The organism is Flindersiella endophytica, assembly GCF_054779015.1.
In genome coordinates, this window is record NZ_BAAGYY010000036.1 from 292,292 (window position 1) to 315,938 (window position 23,647).

Consider the following 23,647-nt stretch of genomic DNA (forward strand, 5'->3'; position numbering starts at 1 on the left):
TCGCCTTCGGGCTCAGCTGCCGGCGAGCTTCGCGCGCAGCCAGGCGCCTGCCTCGGCGATGCTGGCGTCGGCTTCGGGCACTCGTCCGGCCATCAGTTGGTAGGCGTGCTGCATGTCCTCGCCGGCCCGCAGGACGACATCGACACCCGCTTGCCGCGCCTGCGCGGCGAACAGCTCGATGCTGTCCTGCAGCGTCTCGTGGCTGCCGTAGGTCAGGAAGATCGGTGGAAGCCCGGTGGGGTCCGCGTACAACGGATTGGCCAGCGGATCGGTCGGGGAGTGCCCGCCGAGGAACATCGGTCCGAAGGTCTGGACGAGCTCCCGGGAGATCGCGGTGTCGGTTGCCGCGTTGGAGTCGAACGTCTTGCCGTTGGCTTCCATGTCGTACCACGGCGAGAGCGCGACGATCGCCGACGGCAGTGGCCGGCCGTCACGCCGGGCTGCCAGCGCCGTGGCGGTCGCGATGTTGCCGCCGGCGGAGTCCCCGGCCAGCGCGATGCTTTCCGCCTGGAAGCCCTCCTGGAGCAGCCACTCGGACACCGCGCGCGCATCGTCGAGCTGGGCTGGGAACGTGTGCACGGGAGCCAGCCGGTAGTCCGGGATCAGCGCGCGGCAGCCGGCGGCCTTGGCGAGATGAGCGGCGAGCTTGCGATGGGTTTCCTTCGAACCGCTGACGAACCCGCCGCCGTGGAAGTAGACGAGCACGCGGCCGGTGTCACATCCGACCGGGTTCGCCCAGATCGCCGGCAGGCCGGCCGCGTCGACCTCCTCGTAGGTGACCTCGGCCGGTTCCGCGGCCAGGCCGTACACGCCGTCGAGGCCGCGGAGGTCGATCTCCGGGTTGGCCGTCATGACAGTCGCCGTCAGGTTGGCCACGGTCTTCGGGGCGCAGGCGACGAACATCTCGCGGAGAGCGGACCATTCCTTGCTCACCATGTGCTGGTTTCTCCTCATCGATCGGTGTTAGTTAGGTAACTAACTTAGGGCAATGGGTGGAGGCTGTCTAGACTGTTGAGTGAGATGACTGACTCAGAACAGATCGACCAGGCGGCTTCGGCCGCGCGGCCGGGGAAACGAGAGCGACTGATCGCAGCCGCGTGCGAGCTGGTGTACCGCCAGGGCGTCGCGCGTACGACGCTGGCCGACATCGCTCAGACGGCCGACGTGCCGGTGGGCAACGTCTACTACTACTTCAAGACCAAGGACGACATCATCGCCGCCATCCTGCAGGCGCGTGCGGAGGAGCTCGCGGGCGGTCTGGCGGCGCTGGAACACCGGCACCGCAGCCCGAAGGCCAGGCTTCAGGCGCTTGTCCGGCTCCTTGGCGAGCGGCGTGACGCGATCGCTCAGTACGGCTGCCGCTTCGGCACGTTGTCCCTCGAGTTGACCAAGGGCCTGAAGGAAACAGATCCGCACGCCGCGCCGCTGGTGCGGATCCCGCTCGACTGGGCCGAACAGCAGTTCAGCGCCATGGGGCGTCGCGACGCGCACGAACTGGCGGTCGAGCTGGTCGTGTCGTACCACGGCAGCGCCGTTCTCAGCAGCACGCTCGGACAACCCGAGCTGATGGCCCGTCAGACCCGGCGCCTCGAACGATGGATCGAGACGGTGGACGCGGTCGACGCGTGACCCAGGCCGCCCCCGGCCTTGGGCTGACGTTCAGCGGCGGCTCTCGATCGCCCGTACCAGCTCGGTCGCCAGCGCCACGGAGTCCGCCTCTTGGAGCGTGCCGAGATCGGCCGAGCGTTCGAAATCCACCTCGAGCACAAGGTTGTCGATCCGGACCAGGAGCACTACTCCGTCGGTGTCCTCGGAGTCGATGGAACTGTCGTACCAACGCCGGGTCGCCTCGTCGCCGAGCTCGAAGTCGACCAGGGTCTCCCCGTCTTCGTCCGCCTGCTCCCGCTCGGACTGCAGCTCGTGGGCGGCCTCGCGCTCGTTGTCGTACTTCGTGACATCGAGGCCGAGCTCAGCAACGTCACCAGAGGTTCGCCGCCAGTCGCACGAGACATAGCCGGGCTCGGAGCCCTCACTCGTCTCCCGCTCCGGGGGATCCGCGATGAACTTCGCGACCTGCTCCTGCGAGACGACATACGTCGCGCAGATGTTGGGGACGGAAGTGAAGTCGTCGAGGCTGTCGATGTACCGGGCCAGCGCCTGGCCGCCGGCGAGGACCGGGATGACCAGCGCGGCGATCGCCGTCGCGATCCGCGCCCCTCGCCTGGGCGGTTCGGTGTCGCCGGCTGCTACGGCGGGAATGACCAGCAGGCCGACGATGACCACGAGGACGCCGACGGTCACGAGGATGCCGAGGACGTAGTTGCCGCCGAACCAGTCGTACTTCGGCTGGAGCCAGAGGTAGCCGCCGGCGAAGGCCCCACCGATCAGGATCCCGGCGAGCCCGGCCACGTGGAAGCCCGCTGTGACCTGGCCGAGCTGCTCGGCCGGCACGACCCGCCGCCGCATCGACCCGGCCAGCCGGTGCCAGGCGGCGAATGCCACCAGGGCGATCCCGGCCACGACGATCGACGGGATCGGCGTCTCCGACGTGCCACCCGCACCCACACCGGCGATCGACTCGCCCATGAGCAGCGCCGTCCCGATCAGTGCCGTCGTGAGGCCGAACCAGCGCCCGAGGTGGGGCGCCAGCCAGGCGCCGAGTCCGCCGCCGAGCCCGAACGCCACGGCCAGTGCCGCGAGTATCCAGACCGGCATTCCCTGGGACAGCCCGTAGGCGGCCAGGCCCAGCAGCGCTCCGATCGCCGCGTTCAGCGCTACCAGCTGGCCGCGAAGCGCACGTACGACTCGGGCGGCGCGCGGCTCCAGGCCAACCGGCTGCTCGAGCTTCCTGGTCGGTTGTTGAGGAGTGCCGAGTCGTTCGGTCGGAGGCTCGAACGTGGGGTGTCCTCCGGCGATCGCCAGCAGCTGTTCCCTGGCCGCGGTGGCCGTCAGGCGCCGGGTGGGATCGCGTTCCAGCAAGCCGGCGATGACGGGTGTCAGTGGCCCGGCGTGCCTGGGCGGCTCGGGGTCGCGGGTCAGGATGGCAGCGATCAGCGCGGGCAGGTCGTCGAGGTCGTACGCATGGCGTCCCTCGACCGCGAAGTAGAGCGTCGCGCCCAGTGCCCACAGGTCGGCCGCGGGTCCGGGGGCATCGCCGGAGAGTCGTTCCGGCGCGATGTAGCCGAGCGTGCCGGTCACCTGCCCGGTGCCGGTGAGCGTGCGGGTCGCGCCCTCGACCGAGGCGATGCCGAAGTCCGTCAGCATCCAGTTGCCGCCGCCGTCGAGCATGACGTTCTGCGGTTTGACGTCGCGATGCAACACACCGTTGCCGTGCGCGGCCGTCAGCGCGTCGAGCACACGCACCCCGAGCTCGGCGGCCCGGCGCGGGCTCAACGGCCCGTCCGCGCGTACGACCTTGTCGAGTGACCGCCCCGACAGAAGCCGCATCACGATCCAGGGCATCCCACCCTCGTCGACGACATCGTGGATCGTGACGATGCCCGGATGATCCAGCCCGGCGGCCGCGCGCGCTTCCCGCATCGCCCGCTCCCGCAACGTCTCCCGATCCTCTGGGCTCAACCCCTCGGGGATCCGCAGCTCCTTCACAGCAACCTCGCGATGCAGGACGGTGTCGTACGCCTTCCACACCGTGCCCATCCCACCTGCGCCGATCGGCGGCTCACTCAGGGCATACCGGCCGTTGGCCAAGGTCCGCGCGGTCACCCGCCGACCCTAGCCGCTCCAGGTGCTGCCGCGTCTGGCCGGCTTCGCTGTCCCGCCGTTGCGTTTCGTAGAGCTCGAGGGCCCGCAACCAGGCTTCGCGGGCCTGCGCGGGCTTGTCCAGTGTGATGTAGATGGCGCCTAGTTCTGACAGAGCCATTGCTGTGTGGTAGGTGTTCTCGAGCTTCGAGAACAGCCACAGGGACCGCTGGTAGAAGTGCAGGCTGTGGTAATACCGGCCGGTTTGCTGGGCGGCATAACCGAGGCTGTCCAGCGTGTAGGCCTGGCCGTCCGCATCGCCGAGCTCGCCGAACAGATGGAGAGCTTGCTTGCAGTGGGTCACGGCCTCGTCGAAGTCGCCGAGCTGTGCGTTCCACCAGCCGATGGAGTTGTGGGAGCCCGCGACTCCGCTGTCGGATCCAGCCGAGTGGAACAGCTCGAGGGCGTGCGTTGACGCGGCGATGGCTTCGGGATAACTGCCCCTCTGACCAAAGACGGCTGACAGTGCCTCCAGCGTGTCCGCCTGCCCGATCGGGTCGCCAGCTTGCTCGAAGAGGGCGATGGCCCGCCGCAGGTACGGTACTGACGCCTCCCACTGGCCGGTGCGGAGCATGGCAGCCCCGAGCCGATGATGGCATTCCGCGAGCAGCAGCGGATCACCGATCCGCTCGGCGGCCGAGATCCCAGCCCGCCACACCAGGATCTCGCTGTGGAAGAAGGCTCGCCAGCGGTGGAAGTGATTCAGTGTGCGGGCGAGCTGCCAGACCAGCAGATCCCAGCCGTACGAAGCCGCCGCCGCTTGAACCGCGACGAGGCTGGTGTGCTCGGCCTCGAACCAGGCGATCGCTTCCGCGTGGTCCGATATCCCGTGCACCACGTGATCGGTCGGCGGCGGCTCGAGCTGGATCGGGCGGGAGTGTTTCGGTGCGAGTCGCCGGTCGGCCGTGAACGCGGTCTGCAGGTAGTAGCCGACCAGGCGCAGGATCGCCTGCCGCTGATCCGGCTCGCTCTCTTCGCGCTGGGCGCGTTCGGCGGCATGGACCCGCAGCAGGTCGTGGAATCCGTATCGCCCGCCCGCGCGGGGTTCGAGCAGGTGGGCATCGACGAGTGACTCGAGAATCGCCTCAGCTCGAAGCAGTTCCAACCCTGCGAGCGCGGCTGCGGAGTACGTGTCGAAGTCGGAGCCGGGGTGCAGGCCGAGCAGGCGGAACACCCGTTGCTGATCCGCACTGAGTGCCTGGAAGGAGAGATCGAACACGCCGGTAACGCTTCGCCGGCCGGTTTGCAGCTGGCGAGCAATGTCCCTGAGTTTCCACGGTGACCGGTCCCTGAGCTTGGTCGCGGCCAGCCGGATGGCGAGTGGGAGGCGTCCACAGAGCTCGATGACCTCTCGTACCCGGGCCTCCGGCTCGCCCTTGATCCGCTCGGTTCCAACGATCCGCGTGAACAGCGCGACGGCATCGGCGGGCGGCATCGGGTCGACCGCGATCGGGTGGGCGCCGTCCAGGTCGCCGAGCCGGCAGCGGCTGGTGACGAGGACGAGGCACCCGGACGAGGCCGGCAGCAGCGGACGTACCTGCTCGGCTGTCGCCGCATTGTCCAGCAGGATCAGGAACCGCCCGTCAGCCATCCGGCTCCGCCACCTGGCGGCACGGTCGTCCAGTTCGCCCGGGATCTGCTCGGGCGGTGTGCCGATCGTGCGGAGCAGCCGGTCGAGCGCCCGGAACGGCTCGACCGGAGGTACTCCGTGCGTGAATCCGTGCAGGTCGAGGAAGAGTGTTCCCTCGGCGTACTTGGCCGCGAGGGTGTGCGCGGCGTGCATGGCGAGGGTCGTCTTTCCCACCCCGGCCATCCCGCCGATCACGACGACAGTCGGCCCATTGGTCAGCGCCTCCGCCTCGGCAGCTGTGAGGACGGCCGCGAGCTCCTCCTCGCGGCCGGTGAGGGCGATGAGTTCCGGTGGTAGTTGAGCGGGTCGCTTCCCAGCCTGTCGGCCGAGCTTCGGATCCCTGTTGAGCATGGCCACGTGCAGGTCGGAGAGTTCGGCGCCCGGTTCTACGCCGTGCTGCTCGATCAACGTGTCGCGGGCGCTTCGATAGATCTGAAGGGCCTCGGCCTGCCGTCCCGAACGGTAGAGCGCGAGCATCAGCAGGGCCGCGAACCGTTCGCGGTCCGGGTGCTCCGTGACCAGCGCCGACAGTCGAGGTAGCAGGTCGGCGTGGCGGCCCAGCTGAAGGCCGATGTCGGCCTGGACCTCGAGCAGGTGCAGGTACAGCTCTGTAAGCCGCTGGACTTCGGCGGTCAGCAGGACGCACTCGTCGGCACCTGGCACTCCGGAGTACGGCTGTCCGCGCCACAAGGCCAACGCCCGCTCGACCAGCCGGCCCGCCTGGTCGAGCGGACCGGACTGCCGGGCCGACTCGGCCTGCCTGGCGAGTTCGGCGAACTCCTGCGCGTCCAGGTCGCCAGGCTGCAGGCAGATCGCGTAGCCGGCCGGTCCGCGAATGATCAGATCCGGTTCGCCGAGCTCACGCTTCAGCCGGGAGATGTAGATCTGGACGTTCTTGTACGCGTTCCTGGGTGGAGCGTTCGGCCACAGCGCGTCGACCAACTCCGCGACACAGACAGGTTCAGGCGCGCGTGCCAGCAACACCGCCAGCACCCGGCGCTGCGGATCGGCGCGTAGGTCAAGCTCGTCGCCCGCGGTGCTTATCCGCAGGGTTCCGAGAACGTCGAACTGCATTCCCCCTCCCAACAGCCAACTGACGGCTGGACCACATACAAGTGTGTTCGCCTTGGGTGAACCTTGAGGGCTTCTTACCGAGACTGTGTGGGGGATGATCCTTCTGCGTAGAGCTGTGCGATCACCGACTCGATCGTGGGCTCCTGCACCGACAGGTCGGCCAGCGGGTAGCGCGCCGCGATGTCGGCCAGCAGGGGAGCCGCGCTCGCCGACGCCGGAAAGGCCAGCCACTGCCGCGGGCCGTCGACCCTGACTACGCGGGCGCCGGAGACGTCGATCGGCGACGGGATCGGTTCGGTCAGGTCGACGACGAGGGTGCGTTCGCTCTCACCCAGGTCGTGGAGACCCGAGAGCGAGCCGTCGTAGACGAGGCTGCCGTGGTCGATCACCATCACGCGCGAGCACAGCTGCTCGATGTCGGTGAGGTCGTGCGTGGTCAGCAGGACGGTCGTGCCGGCGGTTTCGTTGAGCTCCTTCAGGAACTCCCGCACGCTGGCCTTGCTCACGATGTCCAGGCCGATCGTCGGCTCGTCCAGGTAGAGCACCTCCGGGTCGTGCAGCAGCGCCGCCGCGATGTCACCGCGCATCCGCTGGCCCAGCGAGAGCTGCCGGACGGGCACGTCCAGCAGCTCGCCCAGCTGCAGCAGCGAGACGAACGTGTCGAGGTTCTCCCGGAACCGCTCGTCCGGGATCTTGTAGATCCGCCGCAGCAGGCTGAAGCTGTCGCGCAGCGGCAGGTCCCACCACAGAGTCGTGCGCTGGCCGAAGACCACGCCGATCCGCCGGGCCAGCTTGACGCGTTCCTTCGCCGGGTCGGCGCCGGCGACGCGCAGCTGACCCGCGCTCGGTACGAGGATGCCCGTGAGCATCTTGATCGTCGTGGACTTGCCGGCACCGTTCGGCCCGATGTAGCCCACCATCTCGCCCTCGGCGACGTCGAACGTCAGCTCCGAGACCGCGTGCACCTCGTGCTTGACGCGTTTCAGCCGCCCGGCCTTCTTTCGTACGACGAAGGTCTTGGCGACGTCCCGGACCTCGATGATCGCGTTCATTTTCAGCTCCCTGTGCTGCGATAGCTGCGGATGGCCACCCGCCAGGCGACGGCGGCGACGAGTGTGAAGAGGACGGCGACGACCGGTGAGGCGAAGCTGGCGAGCTCCGGCAGTCCGAGCGGGTCGTCATGGCCGAGGATGTACAGGCCGGGCATCCAGTTGACGAACGCCAGCGGCACGATGAACGTCACGCCCCTGACCAGGTCACGGGCGAAGATGCTCGGTGGGTACTGCGTGAGGAAGTTGCCCCCGTAGGTGAAGGCGTTGACGACCTCCGCCGCGTCGTTGGCGGCGAACTGGAACGCCGCACCGAGCACGAAGATCGCGCAGAAGATCAGCGCTCCACTGAGAATCATCAACGGCAGCAGGACGATCCGGCTCCAGTCCCAGTCGATGTCCAGCGCGAGCAGCGACCAGGCGAAGACCGCACCGGACTGCGTGATCCGCCCCAGCCGGCGCAGCGCGAACTGGTCGGCCGCCGCCTGCACGAACGCCGACACCGGGCGGATCAGGAAGATGTCGAACGAACCGTCGCGGATGCGTACGCCGAGCCGGTCGATGCTGCCGATCGCCAGGTCGGCGATGCCCAGCGCCAGCCCGGATGTGGCGTACAGGAACGCCACCTCGGGCAGGGCGAGCCCGCCGAGGATGTCGGTCTGAGCGAACATGATCCAGATAACGACAAAATCGAGCCCCGTCACGAGGAACTGTGAGACCGTGAGCATCAGGAACGAGGCACGATAGACGACGGTGGACCGGATCCACATCGCGACGATGTGCCCGTAGAGCGTGAGTGCGTCAGCCACCCTGCACCACCACCCGGTTGGTGGCGAGCGACGTGAGCAGCCGGCCCGCGATCCACAACACCACAGCCCAGATCAGCTGAAACCCCAACGGCTGCAGGAGTTCTAGGCCTTGGTACTTCTCGAGATAGACGTCGATCGGAATCTGCAGCGCGGTCGACCACGGCAGCACTCGGGCCAGCTCACCGAACCAGCTCGGGAACACGTTGATCGGCAGCAGCATCCCGGCGAAGAAGCCGCCGAGCACCGTGGCGATCTGGAGCACCCCGCGCGAGTCCATCAGCCAGAACGTCGTGAGTACGAAGAGATAGTTGATGCAGAAGCACACGACCGCGCCGAGCACCACTGCCAGCAGGAACGCCAGCCACGTCACCGCGCTGGTGGGGAACGCGATCCGGAAGAGCAGCCCACCGATCAGCGTCGGCGGGATCCCGCGGGCGAGCACGTGGAACCCCGCTCGTCCGAGGTCGGACGCCAGCCACCACGCCTGCAGGTCGATTGGGCGGTAGAGGTCGATCGCGACGTCACCGCTGCGGATCCGTTCGGACAGCTCGTCGCGGAAGCCGCCGCCGAACAAGGCGCCGATCAGCCCGATCGACTGCGCGAGCCAGGCGTAGGTGATCGCGTCGTTGAGGTCGTAGCCGCCGGCGTTCGGCCGTGCGTGCCACAACGCGGTGTAGGTGAACGCGGTGATCAGCCCGAACGCGATGCTGGTGAAGATGCCGGCGGCGGTCGCCGAGCGATAGGTCGCGTAGCGGCGGAACGCTCGTAGGGCAATGGAAAGGTAGACCATCGTTCAGCTCCCCGTGCTTCGGTAGCTGCGCAACGCGGCCCGCCACGCCAGGCCCGCGACCAGCGCGACGAACAGGGCCGCGGCCGGCGAGCCGAAGTCGAGGATCCGCGGCAACCCGAGCGGGTCCTCGTGGCCGAGCACGTACATCGCCGGCATCCAGTTGACGAACGCCAGCGGCACGATGAACGTCGCCGTCCGGACCAGTTCCTTGGCGAAGATCGTCGGCGGGTACTGCGTCAGGAAGTTGCCGCCGTAGGTGAACGCGCTCGCGACCTCGGCCGCGTCGCCGGCGGCGAACTGGAACGCCGCGCCCAGCACGAAGATGCCGGCGAAGATGACCGTCCCGCACACGAGCATCACGGGAATCAGCAGGATGCGGGCCGGAGTCCAGTCGACGTCGACCGCCCAGAACGACCAGCCGAGCACGATCGCCGCCTGCAGGACCCGGCCGATCCGGCGCAACCCGAACTGGTCGGCCGCGGCCTGGGCGAACGCCGGGACCGGCCGGATCAGCATCACGTCGAGCGAGCCGTCGCGGATCCGGGTGCCGATCTTCTCGATGCTGCCGAGCAGCAGGTCGGCCAGACCGATCGCCACGCCCGACGTGCCGTACAGGAAGGCGATCTCGGCGAGGTCGAACCCGCCCAGCGCGTCGGTGTGCTGGAACATGATGAGGATGCCGACGAACTCCAGCCCGACGCCGGCGAACTGGCCCAGCGTCAGCATGACGAACGAGGCGCGGTAGGCCACGTTCGACCGGATCCACATCGCGACGATCCACCAGTACGCGCGGAAGCTGTCAACCACCTTGGACCACCACCCGTTTGGTGGCGATCGCGGTCAGCACCTGGCCGGCCAGCAGCAGCACCAGCGCCCAGATCGCGCCGAATCCGAGCACCTGGAAGAGCTCCGCGCCCTGGTACTTGCCGAGGAAGATGTCCGCCGGCACCTGCAGTGTCACCGACCACGGCAGTGCGTTGGCGACCTCGCCGAGCGTGCCGGGGAAGATGTTGAGCGGCACGACCATGCCGGACAGGAACATGCCGAGGAACCCCGCCACCTGGTCGACCCCTCGCGAGTCCAGCAGCCAGAACGCCGACAGGCAGACGAGGTAGCGGATGCCGAAGCTGACCGTCAGCGCGAGGAACAGCGCGCAGGCGAACGCCAGCCAGGTCGTGGCTTCGGCTGGATAGTGCAGATCGAACACGAGGGCGCCGAACAGCATCGGACCGCCGCCGCGTACCACCAACTGGAACGCGGCGCGGCCGAAGTCGGACGCCAGCCACCACAGCTGCAGGTCGATCGGACGGTAGAGATCGATCGCCACGTCACCCTTGCGGATCCGTTCGACGAGCTCGGTCTGGAATCCGCCGCCGAACAACGCGAGCGGGGCGAGCAGCGCCTGCCCGAGCCAGACGTAGGTGACGGCGTCGGCCACGTCGTAGCCGCCGAGGTTGGGCCGGTGCTCCCACAGCGCGATGTAGGTGTAGGCCATGATGAAGCCGAACACCGACTGGGTGAAGACGCCCGCGACCGAAGCGATCCGGTAGGTGGAGTAGCGGCGGAACGCCCGCCGCGCGACGCTGAGATAGAGCCGCACCTTGGTATCACCTGCCTTTGCGTCGTTTGCTTGCTGAGCCTTTCGGGCACGCCAAATTGCCCCCGGAAAATGGCATCCCGGGGGTTGGGGCGCGAAGTTCGCGCACAACTGTGCTCCCGCTGGAGCGCCTTCGAGCGGCGCGGGGAGATTTTTGGCTGGCGGGCCAGCGTAGCCGGTGTCGGGCGCTATGGGAAACGGGTTTTAAGCTGCTCGACATGCTGTTCACCGTCTACCGCGTGCTGGCCTACGTCACCGGTGTGGTTCTGCTCGCCCTCGTCCTGGTGGCGGTGCCGTTGAACCACATCTGGCACCAACCCGGTCCGTCGTCCGTGATCGGCCAGATCCACGGTTTCCTGTACGCGGTGTACGCGGTGGTCGCGTTCCTGCTCGGATACGTCCGGCGCTGGCCGTGGCTACGTATCCTGCTTGTGATCCTGGCCGGCACCATCCCGTTCGCCTCGTTCTACGCCGAGCGCAAGCTCACGGCGCTCGAGCGGGAGCCCGCGCCGGCCGACTCGTAGGGAGCAGGAGCACGATGGACGCACTTGGGCTGGCAAAAGAGCACGCACAACTCCTGGTCGGGGTGCCGGGCGTCGTCGGCGTGATGCTCGGCGGCAGCCAGGCGCGCGGCACGGCCGGGCCGTCGTCCGACATCGACCTGGGCGTCTACTACCGCGGTCCGGGGTCGCCCCCTGAGTCGTCTCCGGGGGAGCAGAGCCGGGACGGGCTCGACGTCGAGGAGCTCAAGGTGCTGGCCGAGCAGGTCACCGGCCGTCCGACCGACGTGGCTCGCCCGGGAGGGTGGGGCCGCTGGGTCAACGGAGGCGCCTGGCTCGACATCGGCGACCTGCGCGTCGACTGGATCCTGCGCGACCTGTCGCGGGTCGAGGCCCAGTGGGACGAGGCGCGGCATGGGCGGTTCTCGGTGCAGCACCAGCCGGGCCATCCGTTCGGCTTCCTCTCCACGACGTACGTCGCCGAGGTGGCGCTGGGCCTGGTCGCGGGTGATCCGACGGGGGAGTTGACGGCACTGAAGGCCGTGACGACGGCGTACCCGCAGGCGCTGCGCAAGGCGTTCGCCGACTGGCTCTGGGAAGCGGGCTTCAGCCTCGACATCGCCTCCAAGGCCGCCGGCCGTGGCGACGCGGCGTACGTCAGCATGTGCGTGACGCACGCGATCGGTGTGATGGCGCACGCGCTCCACGCCCACGCGGGCGCCTGGGTGACGAACGAGAAGGGCCTGATCGACTCCGCCGGCCGGCTGGCGGGCGCGCCGGAAGGCTTCACGGAGCATGCCCACCTCCTGTGCGCGGGCTACGGCCCCCGCCCCGACGACCTGCAGGCACAGCTCGCCGCCGCGAAGCTCCTGCTTGGCGAGGTCGAAGCCGCCGTCCGTCCCAGCTGACCGCTAGTTCGGCACCTCGCCACGCTATTAGGTGCTTCGCCACGCGCCGGGGTGTGTGGTTAACCCGCTAATTGCGTGGTTAACGTGGTCATTCGCGGAGAAGCTAGGGGGCTACTCCGACTGGGTGGCCGCGGCGGGTGCGGGCTCGGGCTGGCCGGCCTTGGGCGGGCGGGTGATCAGCGGAATCACGATCGAGACGAGCGCGATGATGCCGATCGTGGTGAAGGCCAGGGTGTACTCCGAGCCGGAGATCAGCGCCGCCGCGATCTGCGGGCCGAGCACGCCGCCCAGGCTCCAGCCGATGATCATCAGACCGTAGATCGCACCCGCGTTCTTCAGGCCGAAGAAGTCACCTGCCGTCGCCGGCATGGTGCCGAAGCCGCCGCCGTAGCAGAGATAGATCACCGCGCCGAGGATGGCGAACAGCGCCGGCGCCGACGCGTGCGGCAGGATCAGGAAGCAGACGCCCTGCAGCCCGAGCATCGCGATGAACGCCGTCATCCGGCCGATCCGCTCGGAGATCCAGCCCCAGAAGATCCGCCCGCCGCCGTTGAACAGGCCCATCACACCGGTGAACGTCGCCGCCGCGGCCGCGCTGTAGCCGGCGATGTCGCCCGCGGCCGCCGTCGCCACCGAGATCAGCGCGATGCCGGCCGTGACGTTCAGCGTGAGGACCGCGGTGAGGAGGTACCACTGCGGAGTCCGCAGCGCCTCGCCCTGGGAGTATTCCCGCTCGCTGCGAACCACGCGCCCGGTCTTCGGCGGAACCCAGCCCGGCACGGCGTAGCCCTCGGGTGGGTTCTTGAAGAACGACGCGCCGACCAGCACCATCACGAGGTACGCGACACCCAGCCAGAAGAACGCCCGCGTCGGCACCGCCGGCGACTGGTCGATCAGGACCTGCGCCACCGGAGAGGTGATCACCGCGCCGAACCCGAAGCCGCCCACCGCGATGCCGGTGATCAGCCCGCGCTTGTCGGGGAACCACTTCTGCAGCATCGCCACCGGCACGATGTAGGCCAGCCCGAGGCCGAAGCCACCGAGCACGCCGTAACCGAGGATCAGCAGCCAGAACAGCCCGTCATTGCTCGCCAGCCCTGACAGCAGTACACCGATGGAGTAGATGACGCCACCGGCGAGCGCCACCACCCGCGGCCCCTTGAGGTCCTGGATCCGCCCGCCGACGTAGGTACCGACGAAGATCATGCCGATCGTCACCGAGAACGGGATCGCGGCCTCCGACTTGGTGAGGTCGAACACGCTCCCGTCGGCGAGGAGCGCCTTGGAGAACGTGCTCCACGCGTAGACCGCGCCGAGGGCGAGCTGCATCAGGACGGCCGCGCCGGCCAGGAACCACCGGCCGCTGGTTGGATTGTCGCTTGCAACGGTGGCCATGTTTCACCCTTCTGGCTTGCTTTCTACGTGAGCGTGGTTACCTTCGGCTGTTCGGCGGTGTCTCGCTCGACCGGCTCGACGCGAACCACGGCGTCCTTGTACGCCGGGATCTTGCCTTGCGGTGAACGGCTGGACCGGTCGAGCAGCACCTGACCTTCCGGCCAGTGGACCTGGAGGGTTCCCGGCATGACCGGCGCCTTCAGCACGCGGCACTTGAGCGTGCCGAGCTCGTTGGACAGCACGACCTCGTCACCGTCGGCCAGGCCGAGGTCGGCGGCGTCCCTCGCGTTCATCAGGACGGCCTCGCGAACGGCCCCCGTCAGGCTGTCCTTGCTCTCGTGAACCATGCTGTTGAACTGTTTACCCCGCCGGCTGGCGACGATGAACGTGCCTTCGGGGTGCGAGATGTCGGGGATCGGCGTGACGGAGAAGTGGGCTTTACCGTCGTCGGTCGGGAACTTCCAGCCCGCGCAGAGATGCGGGCCGCCGTACTGCACCTCGTCGCCGAACTCCTTCAGCTTCTCGATGCCGGCGTAGATGGGTACGGCCTCGGCGATGTCGTCGCGGATCGCCTGTGTGGTCTTGTAGGTGACCTGGTCGGCGAGGTCGGGCCGGACGCGGGCGGCCAGCTCGCCGAAGATCTTGTACTCCGGCCAGGCCTCCTTGATCCGCGGGCCGGACACCTCCGGGCTGAAGATGATCCGGCGTTCGGTGGACGTCTCGGTGACGCCGCCGGTCATCTCGTAACGCGTCTCGGCGGGCAGGATCAGCACGGTGTCGGCGGGGTCGACCAGCATCTGACTCGACACCATGATGTCGATGTGGACGCGCAAGGGGATGCGTTGCATCGCCTCGTTGCAGAACTCGGGATCGGGCAGCACCTCGAGGAAGTTGCCGCCGGAGCTGATCATCACGTCCAGCTCGCCCTCGTGGGCGGCGTCGATCATCTCGGGCGCCGTCATGCCGACCTTGTGCGGGACGTCGAACCCCCACAGCTTGGAGAACTTCTTCGCGCCGTCCTCGGTGATCGGCGCACCGCCCGGCAGCACCGTGGCGTAGGCGCCCATCTCGGCGCCGCCCTGCACGCCGGAGTGCCCGCGGATCGGCATCAGGCCGCAGTTGGGCCTTCCGACGAAACCCTTCGTCAAGCCGAGGTTGATGATCGCGCGCACGTTGTTCTCACCGAACTCGTGCTGCGTGATTCCCATGCTCCACACGAAGATCGCGGTCTTCGACTCGTGCAGCATCTTGGCCAGCGCGGTCATCGCGTTCTTCGTCGAGCCCGACGCGGCCTCGAGATCGTCCCACATGTGGCCGTCGGCTTCGGCCTTGGCAGCGTCGAAACCGCTCGTGTGGTCGTCGATGAACGAGTGGTCTACCCAGTCGTTGTCGACCATCGCCTTGAAGACGCCGGTCAGGAAGCCGATGTCGCCGCCGACTTTGATCTGGAAGAAGCGGTCGGTGACCTTGGTGCCGAAGACGGCGCTTTCGACGTTGGACGGCACCCAGTAGCGCGCCATGCCCGGCTCTTCGTACGGGTTGACGCAGACGACCTTGGTGCCGGCCTTCTTGGCGTGGTAGAGGTATTTCATCGCGACCGGCTGGTTGTTGGCGACGTTCGAGCCGACGAACACGATCAGGTCGCTGCCGATCCAGTCGGAGTACGAACACGTCGTCGCCGCGACACCGAGCGCGCCCTTCAGGCCGAACGTGCTGGGGGAGTGGCACACCCGCGCGGCGTTGTCGATGGAGTTGGTGCCGATCGCGCGGACGGCCTTCTGTGCGGCGAAGTAGTTCTCGTTCGGCATGCCGCGGCTGGTGAGGTAGACGCCGAGCTTGTCCGGGCTGGACGCGCGAATGCGTTCGGCGGCCAGGTCGAGCGCGTCGTCCCAGGAGATCTTGGAGAAACCGGCGTCACCCTTGCGGCGGACCATGGGGTGCGGGATCCGGCCGAGGTCGCGAAGCTCGGCGCTCTTGCGCTTCGCGAGCCCGGCGGCGTCCTTCATGACGTTGGTGTCGAGCGCCGGCATGGTGTTGAGCCGGAGCAGGCGGAGCCGGATGTTGCACAGGTGCACCTGGTTGAGCGTCCAGTCGTGCATGCCCTTGGTTCCCAGGGCACATCCGTCACACGTTCCCTGGTTGAGGATGCGCCAGGCGTAGCGCAGGCGGCCCTTGTTCTCTCCGACCGCACGGATGATTTCGAGGTAGTTGTTGGGCTTGTTCTCACCTATGCCGAAAGGCTTCAGACTCGCCCAGTTCTTCGGATCGATCCACTTTTCACGCCTGGCCATACCTCGGAATACCGCACACTGACCGTCCGGTCAAGCACCCACGCTCACCCAGTGGAATCGGCCTGTCCGAGATCGGCGAACAGGTCGACTGGATTTCCGTCGGGGTCGTGGACGCTGGCCCAGCGCATGCCCCAGAAGGCGTCCCAGGGCTCCAGATGGCCGCGGTGCCCGAGGCCGGTGAGCTCACTGTAGGCGGCGTCCACCTCGGCAGGGCTGTCGAACTTGAACGCGAGCGCCATCTTGTGGCCCGGGCCGGTAGGTGGCTCCCACTCCTTGTCGAACGAGCGAATGGTCTCGACCGTGTCCCAGGCGAGCTTCAGCCCGCCGGGCAGGTCGGCGTCGACGTGCGGCTCCTGGTCCGCGCTCGCCGGAATCTCGAGGCCGAGCGTGCGGTAGAAGGCCAGCGATGCCGCCATGTCCTGAGTAACGATCTGGATGACCGCGAGGGATGTCTGCATGTCCCCAGCCTGGCCCGCGCCCTGCCGGGGCGTCTTGTACGGATCGGACCGAGTCGGGCCCGCGCACAAATCGATCGCGCGACGACGACGCCCGCCCTACGCTCGGATCGCATGAACCTCGCGGGTGTCGAGTCGGTGGCCACGAATCTCGGACTGCCCCTCATCGAGCACCTGTCCGGTGGACACTTCGGCGCCACGCTGGTGACCACCGGACGCGGCACCAAGGCGGTGCTCAAGGTCCTGCCGAAGGACGAGCACTGGTCCGAGGAGCGCGTGCGGTCCGCCATCCAGACCGCCGACACCCTCCGCCGCGACGGCTATCCGATCCCGCGCTTCCTCGACAGTGGTGTCGTCGACGGTCTGGTGTTCACCCTCCAGGAGTTCGTCGACGGCGCGTCGCCCAGCCGGCTCCGGCCGGCACATGCCGAGCGGCTCATCGAGCTGCGGCAGCGGCATGTCGGAGCCGCCCCCGCGGCGGATCGCGGCTGGGGCGATCGGCTCGTGGCCTCGATCCGTCCCGATACCGGCGAGGTGCAGACGCTCCTGCGCTACGCCGGCGACGAGCGGGTCCTCGGCCTGCTCGACGAAGCACTGACCGCCGGTGAACGGATCGACCCGGCGGGCTTCCGCGGCGACGACGTGATGCACAACGACTTCGGCATGGGCAACGCCCTGGTCCGGGGAGACGAGGTGGTCGCCGTGATCGACTGGGAGGGCGCCCGAGCCGGCGACTCACGCTCGGATCTGGCGACGCTCGCGTTCTACCACCTACCCGAGACAACCGACCCCGCCGTGTTCCGGCGGCTCGAAACGGCGATCGGGGAGATGCCGGCTGGGATCAGCGCCGCGCTGGCCGTCAAGTTCGCCCTGGGGAGGCTCTACTTCGCACTACGCGTGGGCGATCCCGCTCTGCTCACCTTCACCCTCGACATCGCCGGTTGCTGGCTCCGCCCGCTGTGGCGGGGCTTCCTGCACTGACCTTCCGCGCGAAGAATCATTCCCAATCCTTCCCTATCGTGCTGTACGGTAGGGCAGCATGCAGCACGACATGTACTCCGTCGAGCAGGTGGCAGACCTGCTGGACCTGCACGTGAAGACCGTCCGCGGTTACGTACGCGACGGCAAGCTGAAGGCCGTCCGGATCGGGAAGCAGTACCGCATCGCGCGGGGTGATCTGGAGGAGTTCACCGGTGGCATCGCACCGCGGCCGGCGCGGGAGACCGCCGCCCGGACGCGCCATTCGGAGGCGAGCACGATCGTGCAGGTCGATGCCATCGACTTCGACACGATGAGCCGTGTTTCGACGACGCTCTCGGGCGCCGTGCAGGGCCGTGACCACACCGGCCAGCCGTTGCGGGTCGACACCGTCTACGACGAGGAGCGGGCCAGCCTCAAGGTCGTCGTCATCGGCGGGCTGGAGGACACCGCCGCGCTGCTGAACCTCACCGCCCAGCTCCTGGAGAGGACCCGATGACCACCGCACCTTACGAGCAGGACTACCGCGACCTCCTCGGCCAGTGGCCGGTGCCGAGCCTGCAGCGGCACCTGCCCACGCGCGAAGGCGACACGTTCGTCATCAGCAGCGGCCCGGACGACGCCCCACCACTCGTCCTGCTGCACGGCTCGAACAGCAACAGCCTGATGTGGCTGGCCGAGATCGAGAACTGGTCGGCGTACTTCCGCGTCCACGCGGTCGACACGATCGGCGACCCGGGCCTGAGCCAATGGAGCCGCCCACCGCTGGCCTCCGGAAGGTACGCCCCCTGGCTGGCCGACGTGTTCGACGGGCTGGACCTCGACCGGGCGGCCATCGTCGGCGTCTCGCTGGGTGGCTGGTTCGCGATCGACTTCGCTGTCAGCCAGCCCGAACGCGTCGAGCGGATGGCGCTGATGTGCCCTGGCGGCGTCGGAAAGCAGAAGTACGCCAAGCTGCTGGTCGCACCGTTCCTCATGCTGTTCGGCGACTGGGGCCGGCGCAAGACGTTCAAGCTGATCGCGGGTATCGACCACGACTACGGCGTGCAGCTCAACAAGCAGTCGAAACCACGCCGCGAGAAGCTCCCGATCTTCACCGGCGAGCAGCTCGAACGGCTCACGATGCCGATCTACGTCGCCGTCGGCGGCAAGGACGCGATGCTCGACTCCAGGCAAACCAAGGAGAGGTTCGAAAAGCACGCGAAGCACGTCACCGTCGACCTACGTCCCGAGGCCGGACACTTCGTTCCGGGAGTGTCCGACAGCGTGCTGGAGTTTCTCCGCAACCCGCGATGAGTTCCTGCAATCCTCCTGGTCTCTTCTAGCGAATACCAGATGAACCAAGAAGAGCACTGAGCCCGTACAGACCAAGAGGAGGCGATGAAGATGTCGAACCAGTACACCACCACCAAGCTGGCCGAAGCGATCCACGACGTACGCTGCATGGCCGCCGGATGCCACGCCGACACCGTGCCGCGGGTACGGTCGTGCTGGGAGTGGCAGGAGGGCCGCTACACCCGTGAGGCCCAGAAGATCCTGGCCGAGCTGCCCGTCACGCAGAGCTCACCCGCGCTGCTGGGAGTCTGAGGAGCCGGCATGTATCCGACGAACGCTGAGCGCGAGCCCGAGCATGGCGACCGCCATCACGATCATCACAACACCTACATCGTGCAGGCCGTCGCTGCTGAGATTTGTCTCGAAGACCAGCGCGAGCACGGTCGTGGCGCCGATCGCACCGAGGTAGCGGAAGAGCTGGAACAGCCCGCCCGTCGACCCCGCACGATCCGGCGGGCTGGCATCGTAGAGCGCCGTCTGCAGCCCAATATTGTTGAACCCATTGGGGAATCCGAGGACGACGACGATGAGGACGACGAGCGCGATCGGCGTCGCGTCGCCAACAAACTGCAGCAGAAACGTCGCCGCTAGCAGCACCGCCGTGCCGAGCAGGAGCACGGCCCGCGAGCCCCACCGGCGGATCAGCCTGGTCGCCAGCGGCGCCACGAGCACACCGCTCAGCGTCAACGGCAGCACCAGCAGCCCCACCGCCCCAGGATCGAACCCGCGTACGGTCTCCAGCCACATCGGCAGGCCGAACGCGAGGCAGTAGAACACCAGGTTCACCCCGCCCTGCTGGCCGAGCACCGATGCCAGCGCCCGGTTGGCGGCGATGCCCCGGACGTCGAGGAACGGAGTCGCGGTGCGCAGCTCCCGCCAGACCAGGCCGATCGCGAGCACCGCGCCGAGCGGCAGCAGCCACCAGCGAGGGTCCCGCGCCGCGGACAGCAGGAACACCAGGAACGTCGCGACCGCACCGCCGAACAGCACGATGCCCGGCACGTCGATCAGCCGGATGATCTGACCGAAGCTGTTACGGCTCTCAGCCGCGGGCGCCGGGTCGCGGGGGAGGAAGCGCAGCGCGAGCGCCATGCCGATCAGCGTGAGCGGCAGGTTGACCAGGAAGATCGCGCGCCATCCGGCCAGGGTCATCAGCAGCCCGCCGAGCGCCGGCCCGAGTACGGCGGTCATCGACGCGCTCACAGTCAACGCGGCGAGCGCACCGGCCGGCGGCTTGTCGGACAGCTTGCGCGCGGTCTCGCGGATCAGCACGAGTGCCGCCGGGAACGCCGTCGAGCTGCCGATCCCTTGCAGCACGCGCAGGGCGACCAGCCACCAGAAGCCCGGCGCGAACGCCGCCAGCCCAGAGACCAGGCACTGCAGCGCGAGCCCGCCGATGAACAGCCGCCGGGCGCCGAACAAGTCGACGAACCGGCCCATCAGCGGCTGCCCGATCGAGGCCGCGAGGTAGAAGCCGGAGACCAGCCAGCTGGACGTGGCGACGCCGACCTCGAACTCGTGCTGCAGCCCGACCAGCGCGATCGCGATCATCGTGGAGTTCAACGGGTTGAGGACGACGCCGAGCGCGACGACGGCGACCAGGCGCGCCGGGACACCCAACCGTTGTTCAGACATCAGTCCCATTTGTACTCCCTGACGACGACGTCCGAAAATGGCGAGTGTTCGCGTGGCCGATCCCGGATGCTTGGCTGCGTGACCAACGACCTCAACATCACAGCGCGGCGCCTGCGCGCTCTCCACGACGACGGTGTGCTCGTCCTCCCCAACGCCTGGGATCCGGCCAGCGCCGTCCTGATCGCGGCCGCCGGTGCGCCCGCGATCGCGACGACCAGTGCCGGGGTGTCCTGGGCGCACGGCCGCGGCGACGGCCAGCACCTGGACCGCGACGAGATGGTCCGGGCCATCGCCGGGATCACCGCCGTCGTGGACGTTCCGGTGACGGCGGACATCGAGGGCGGCTACGACGACCTGGCCGCGACCGTGCGAGCAGTCGTCGCCGCCGGCGCGGCCGGCATCAACCTCGAGGACTCAAAGTCCGACGGCAGCCTGTTCTCCGCGTCCGAGCAGGGCGAACGGCTCGGTGCCGCCCGGGCCGCGGCTGTGGATGCCGGCGTTCCCGATCTCGTGATCAACGCGCGCACCGACGTCTACCTGTTCGGCGTGGGCGAGCCGGAGGGCCGGTTCGACGACGTGGTCGCGCGGGCCGGCGCCTATGCCGACGCGGACTGCCTCTTCGTTCCCGGGCTGCTCGACCTCGGCGTTCTCAAGGCGCTGGTCGACGCCGTCCAGCTGCCGGTCAACGCGATGCTGCTACCCGGCGGGCCGACCGTCGCGGAGCTCGCGGCCGCAGGCGTACGCAGGGTGAGCGCGGGCTCGATGCTGGCCCAGGTGGCCTACTCGGCGACCCGGCGGCTGGCCGCGGAGCTGCTCACGACCGGAACCTACGCCGTCGCGGACCAGGCACTCGGGTTCGGGGAGGTGAACGAAGCCTTCAGCCGGCTCGGTCCGCGCTGAAGTCCGGACGGAAATTCCAGGTTGGCGCGACCTTGGACAGGTGCGGTAAGTGGGCGTTCCACCGGTCGGGTCCGGCAGGTGTGATCGGAAGCCGCGTGGGGCGCCCGGCACGTAAGTCATAACCCCAGCCGAACCCGGTCAGGGCGACGATGTCGTTCTCCCCGCTCGGATAGGCGAGGAACGTCTCGGCCAGCCACCGCATGTCGGGGTGGCCGGGGTTGGCGGGAGCGTCGAAGAACATGGGCAGGTAGCCGAACGGGAACAGCGGGACAGCGCCTTCCATCGTGGTCGGGTGCCGGTCGACCTCGGTGTAGGGCTCCCGTCCCGTGTCGGCGAAGACATGCGTGATCAGCTGGATCCAACCGAACAGCCGGCGGTAGCCCGTGCCGTCGTAGTCGACGTGCGCGGTGACCACCGGAAAGCCTTTGAACGACTCCTCCTCATAGCCGACCGCCACCAGATTGTGTCCGGTTTCCACCGGATCCTCATTGGTCGCCAGGTCGACGAGAATTCGTCCGTCGATGCCATGCGCTCGAAACGGCAGCACCAGCTCCTCGATCTCGATGCCTGAAGAATCGGTCATAACCGTCAGCCTAGAGGTAGAGAGGCCTCCATACGGTTGACTGTTGCCCTGGTGGCGGCAGATGCTGGAGTCGACCTCCATAGAACCATTGGAGAAATGGCACGGCAGGAAGGGCTCAAACCCATGCGGCCATTCATCGCGCGTCAAGGGGACGTTCTGCTCGTCTTGGTCGACAGCCTCCCCGAGGGCGCCACCGAGGTACCCCGCGACGGCGCCGGCCGGATCGTCCTGGCGCTCGGCGAGGTCACCGGACACGCCCACGCCGTTCACGAGTCCGGCGCGAAGCTGTGGTCGATGCCCGACCACGAGGTCGAGCGGCGCTTCCTCGAGATCACCGAGGCCTCCGCGCTCGTACACGAGGAGCACCAGGAGATCCGCCTGGAGCCCGGCGTGTACGAAGTACGCCGGCAGCGGGAGTACGTCTCGGCCGACCGGCCGACTCGCCGGGTCGTCGACTAGGGCGCCAACCGGTGCCCCCTCAGCTCGACCACCTGGCCAGGGAGCGGCTGGCGACCGCACCCGAGTGGGTGGCGCGCTGGACCGCGGCAGGCCTGCGTACGGGCGAGGCCGACTGGGCCACGTTCGAGGCGGCTGCCAAACGGTGCTACACCTACGCCGGATTGCCCTGGCCTGGCAGAGTGGTCCGGGTTTCGTCGCCGATCGTCGGTGCGCTGGCCGCGCCGATCGCCGACCAGCTGCTGACCAAGCGGAAGCCCAACGTCGTCCGGCAGGTCCGGCGTACGCTCCGGCGCGGGGTCGACGCAGGCACCCGAGCGGAGGTCACGGCCGCCGTCGGGCGAGCAGTCGGGGACAGCTCGGCCAAACGCGACGCGGGCGGCGAGGTCGCGGCCGAACCGCTCACCGACGCCGAGCGCGACTCGATGGACAGCCTGATCGCGGTGTTCGTCGTCGCCGGCGCGATCGTCGGTACGGTGCTGTTCCTCCTGCTGGGCGTACCCGTGTGGGCGCTGCTCGGCGGCGCGGTCGCCGGGCTGGTGTGCTTCACGATCGCGGGGAGCTTCGCGGTCGGGGCGCTGGTCGGCATCCGCGGCGATCCGACGTTCGAGGTCGACGCGATCGACTATCCGGGCAGGGGCAAGCTGAACCGGCTGACGCTGCTCGAGGTCGGCGAGACCGTGCGCACGCAGGTCGACCGCCGGATCTTCGAGCCGGTGGACCGGGCCGTGCGGGCCGCCGTGGGGGAGGCCGTGATCGAGGCTGTCGACAGCACGGTGCTGGGGATCGCCAAGGCTTCGATGATCTCGCGCGTACGGCCGGAGTCGCGGTTCCTGTCCGGTCAGTGGGGTGTGGCGCACCAGGCCCGGTCGTCGTTCTATCGCGACGTGTGCGGGCTGGAGCTGCCGCCGGAGGTCTGGGAACGGGAAGCGGCCTACGCCGCCGCGCAGGCCGCCGTCGGCTGGTGGTGGCCGCATCGTGGCTTCGTGATGGTGTGCGACCGGCCGCGGGCGTCGCACGTACAGGAGAACGACCCGACCGATCCGGGCAACGCCCGGCTGCACTGCGAGGACGGACCGGCGCTGGTGTGGGCGGACGGGTGGTCGCTGTACTACCTGCGAGGCGTGCGGGTGACGCGGCAGACCGTGCTGGAGCCGGAGACCCTGACGGCCGCGCAGATCACGCGCGAGCGCAACGCCGAGGTGCGGCGGATCATGATGGATCGCTACGGCACCGAGAAGTACCTCCGCGAGGCGATGGCCCGGCAGGTCCACACCGACGACTTCGGAACGCTGTGGCGCCTGCACCACGTCGGCGGCGAGCCGATGCAGCTGGTGCAGGTCGTCAACTCCACGCCCGAGCCGGACGGCACGTACCGCGACTATTTCCTGCGAGTCCCGCCGGACATGAAGACCGCGCAGGAGGCGGTCGCCTGGACGTTCCAGCTCCCGTCAGACACCTACCGACCGTCCACCCAGACCTGACCCGGCGCGGACCCCGCGG

General features: G+C 68.4%; 23 protein-coding genes. 10 read left to right on the plus strand and 13 right to left on the minus strand.

What is annotated here, in order from left to right:
• Positions 1–12: 12 nt before the first annotated feature.
• Complete coding sequence (locus tag ACYVF6_RS39845) at positions 13–936, minus strand: alpha/beta hydrolase (RefSeq protein WP_460529875.1); 924 nt, start codon at positions 934–936, stop codon at positions 13–15.
• Positions 937–1,020: 84 nt separating this feature from the next.
• On the opposite strand from ACYVF6_RS39845, the gene ACYVF6_RS39850 reads away from it, so the two are divergent.
• Positions 1,021–1,629, plus strand: coding sequence for a TetR/AcrR family transcriptional regulator (locus ACYVF6_RS39850; RefSeq protein WP_460529879.1), 609 nt, complete (start codon positions 1,021–1,023; stop codon positions 1,627–1,629).
• 30 nt (positions 1,630–1,659) lie between these two features.
• On the opposite strand, the gene ACYVF6_RS39855 is transcribed toward ACYVF6_RS39850, so the two are convergent.
• The 7 genes from ACYVF6_RS39855 to ACYVF6_RS39885 all read right to left on the minus strand — a co-directional run bounded on the left by ACYVF6_RS39855 (position 1,660) and on the right by ACYVF6_RS39885 (position 10,711).
• Positions 1,660–3,723 (minus strand): protein kinase domain-containing protein, encoded by a 2,064-nt coding sequence (locus ACYVF6_RS39855; protein ID WP_460529882.1) that lies wholly within the window; start codon positions 3,721–3,723, stop codon positions 1,660–1,662.
• Complete coding sequence (locus ACYVF6_RS39860; RefSeq protein WP_460529884.1) at positions 3,680–6,463, minus strand: AfsR/SARP family transcriptional regulator; 2,784 nt, start codon at positions 6,461–6,463, stop codon at positions 3,680–3,682. Before ACYVF6_RS39860 ends, ACYVF6_RS39855 begins: the two co-directional genes overlap by 44 nt.
• 74 nt (positions 6,464–6,537) lie before the next feature.
• On the minus strand, positions 6,538–7,515 hold the full coding sequence (locus tag ACYVF6_RS39865; RefSeq protein WP_460529887.1) for an ABC transporter ATP-binding protein: 978 nt from the start codon (positions 7,513–7,515) through the stop codon (positions 6,538–6,540).
• Positions 7,516–7,517: 2 nt separating this feature from the next.
• Positions 7,518–8,321: an ABC transporter permease gene (locus ACYVF6_RS39870; protein ID WP_460529890.1), complete on the minus strand. Its 804-nt coding sequence runs from the start codon at positions 8,319–8,321 to the stop codon at positions 7,518–7,520.
• Positions 8,314–9,111, minus strand: a complete 798-nt coding sequence (locus ACYVF6_RS39875) for an ABC transporter permease (protein WP_460529893.1) — start codon at positions 9,109–9,111, stop codon at positions 8,314–8,316. Before ACYVF6_RS39875 ends, ACYVF6_RS39870 begins: the two co-directional genes overlap by 8 nt.
• 3 nt (positions 9,112–9,114) lie before the next feature.
• Entirely contained in the window at positions 9,115–9,918 is an 804-nt protein-coding gene (locus ACYVF6_RS39880) for an ABC transporter permease (protein ID WP_460529896.1), read from the minus strand.
• Positions 9,911–10,711 (minus strand): ABC transporter permease, encoded by an 801-nt coding sequence (locus ACYVF6_RS39885; RefSeq protein WP_460529899.1) that lies wholly within the window; start codon positions 10,709–10,711, stop codon positions 9,911–9,913. The genes ACYVF6_RS39880 and ACYVF6_RS39885 overlap by 8 nt, the downstream gene beginning before the upstream one ends.
• 215 nt (positions 10,712–10,926) lie before the next feature.
• Here ACYVF6_RS39885 and ACYVF6_RS39890 point away from each other — a divergent pair, with 215 nt between their 5' ends.
• On the plus strand, positions 10,927–11,232 hold the full coding sequence (locus ACYVF6_RS39890) for a DUF3817 domain-containing protein (RefSeq protein ID WP_460529902.1): 306 nt from the start codon (positions 10,927–10,929) through the stop codon (positions 11,230–11,232).
• A gap of 14 nt (positions 11,233–11,246) precedes the next feature.
• A complete protein-coding gene (locus tag ACYVF6_RS39895; RefSeq protein WP_460529905.1) occupies positions 11,247–12,116 on the plus strand; it encodes a nucleotidyltransferase domain-containing protein in 870 nt (289 codons plus the stop codon).
• Between the two features lie 111 nt (positions 12,117–12,227).
• On the opposite strand, the gene ACYVF6_RS39900 is transcribed toward ACYVF6_RS39895, so the two are convergent.
• The 3 genes from ACYVF6_RS39900 to ACYVF6_RS39910 are packed head-to-tail and all read right to left on the minus strand — an operon-like array spanning position 12,228 to position 16,260.
• On the minus strand, positions 12,228–13,511 hold the full coding sequence (locus ACYVF6_RS39900; RefSeq protein WP_460529908.1) for an OFA family MFS transporter: 1,284 nt from the start codon (positions 13,509–13,511) through the stop codon (positions 12,228–12,230).
• Positions 13,512–13,534: 23 nt separating this feature from the next.
• Positions 13,535–15,802: a molybdopterin-dependent oxidoreductase family protein gene (locus ACYVF6_RS39905; protein ID WP_460529911.1), complete on the minus strand. Its 2,268-nt coding sequence runs from the start codon at positions 15,800–15,802 to the stop codon at positions 13,535–13,537.
• Between the two features lie 44 nt (positions 15,803–15,846).
• Positions 15,847–16,260: a VOC family protein gene (locus ACYVF6_RS39910; RefSeq protein WP_460529914.1), complete on the minus strand. Its 414-nt coding sequence runs from the start codon at positions 16,258–16,260 to the stop codon at positions 15,847–15,849.
• Positions 16,261–16,371: 111 nt separating this feature from the next.
• On the opposite strand from ACYVF6_RS39910, the gene ACYVF6_RS39915 reads away from it, so the two are divergent.
• The 4 genes from ACYVF6_RS39915 (at position 16,372) to ACYVF6_RS39930 (ending at position 18,822) form a co-directional block, all read left to right on the plus strand.
• Positions 16,372–17,238 carry a phosphotransferase family protein gene (locus tag ACYVF6_RS39915; RefSeq protein ID WP_460529917.1) on the plus strand — a complete coding sequence of 289 codons (867 nt, stop codon included), beginning with the start codon at positions 16,372–16,374 and terminating at the stop codon, positions 17,236–17,238.
• 58 nt (positions 17,239–17,296) lie between these two features.
• On the plus strand, positions 17,297–17,734 hold the full coding sequence (locus tag ACYVF6_RS39920; RefSeq protein ID WP_460529920.1) for a helix-turn-helix domain-containing protein: 438 nt from the start codon (positions 17,297–17,299) through the stop codon (positions 17,732–17,734).
• A complete protein-coding gene (locus ACYVF6_RS39925) occupies positions 17,731–18,531 on the plus strand; it encodes an alpha/beta fold hydrolase (RefSeq protein ID WP_460529926.1) in 801 nt (266 codons plus the stop codon). Before ACYVF6_RS39920 ends, ACYVF6_RS39925 begins: the two co-directional genes overlap by 4 nt.
• An 84-nt stretch (positions 18,532–18,615) precedes the next feature.
• Positions 18,616–18,822, plus strand: a complete 207-nt coding sequence (locus ACYVF6_RS39930; RefSeq protein ID WP_460529929.1) for a hypothetical protein — start codon at positions 18,616–18,618, stop codon at positions 18,820–18,822.
• On the opposite strand, the gene ACYVF6_RS39935 is transcribed toward ACYVF6_RS39930, so the two are convergent.
• A complete protein-coding gene (locus ACYVF6_RS39935; RefSeq protein WP_460529932.1) occupies positions 18,799–20,214 on the minus strand; it encodes an MFS transporter in 1,416 nt (471 codons plus the stop codon). The genes ACYVF6_RS39930 and ACYVF6_RS39935 overlap by 24 nt on opposite strands.
• Positions 20,215–20,283: 69 nt before the next feature.
• Between ACYVF6_RS39935 and ACYVF6_RS39940 the strand changes: the two genes are divergently transcribed.
• Complete coding sequence (locus ACYVF6_RS39940) at positions 20,284–21,105, plus strand: isocitrate lyase/PEP mutase family protein (protein WP_460529934.1); 822 nt, start codon at positions 20,284–20,286, stop codon at positions 21,103–21,105.
• On the opposite strand, the gene ACYVF6_RS39945 is transcribed toward ACYVF6_RS39940, so the two are convergent.
• Entirely contained in the window at positions 21,083–21,688 is a 606-nt protein-coding gene (locus ACYVF6_RS39945; protein ID WP_460529937.1) for a hypothetical protein, read from the minus strand. The two genes, ACYVF6_RS39940 and ACYVF6_RS39945, sit on opposite strands and share 23 nt — an antisense overlap.
• 123 nt (positions 21,689–21,811) lie before the next feature.
• Here ACYVF6_RS39945 and ACYVF6_RS39950 point away from each other — a divergent pair, with 123 nt between their 5' ends.
• Both ACYVF6_RS39950 and ACYVF6_RS39955 read left to right on the plus strand, forming a co-directional pair.
• On the plus strand, positions 21,812–22,147 hold the full coding sequence (locus ACYVF6_RS39950; RefSeq protein WP_460529940.1) for a hypothetical protein: 336 nt from the start codon (positions 21,812–21,814) through the stop codon (positions 22,145–22,147).
• Positions 22,148–22,158: 11 nt separating this feature from the next.
• Positions 22,159–23,628: a DUF6745 domain-containing protein gene (locus ACYVF6_RS39955; protein WP_460529943.1), complete on the plus strand. Its 1,470-nt coding sequence runs from the start codon at positions 22,159–22,161 to the stop codon at positions 23,626–23,628.
• The last annotated feature ends 19 nt before the right edge of the window (positions 23,629–23,647 follow it).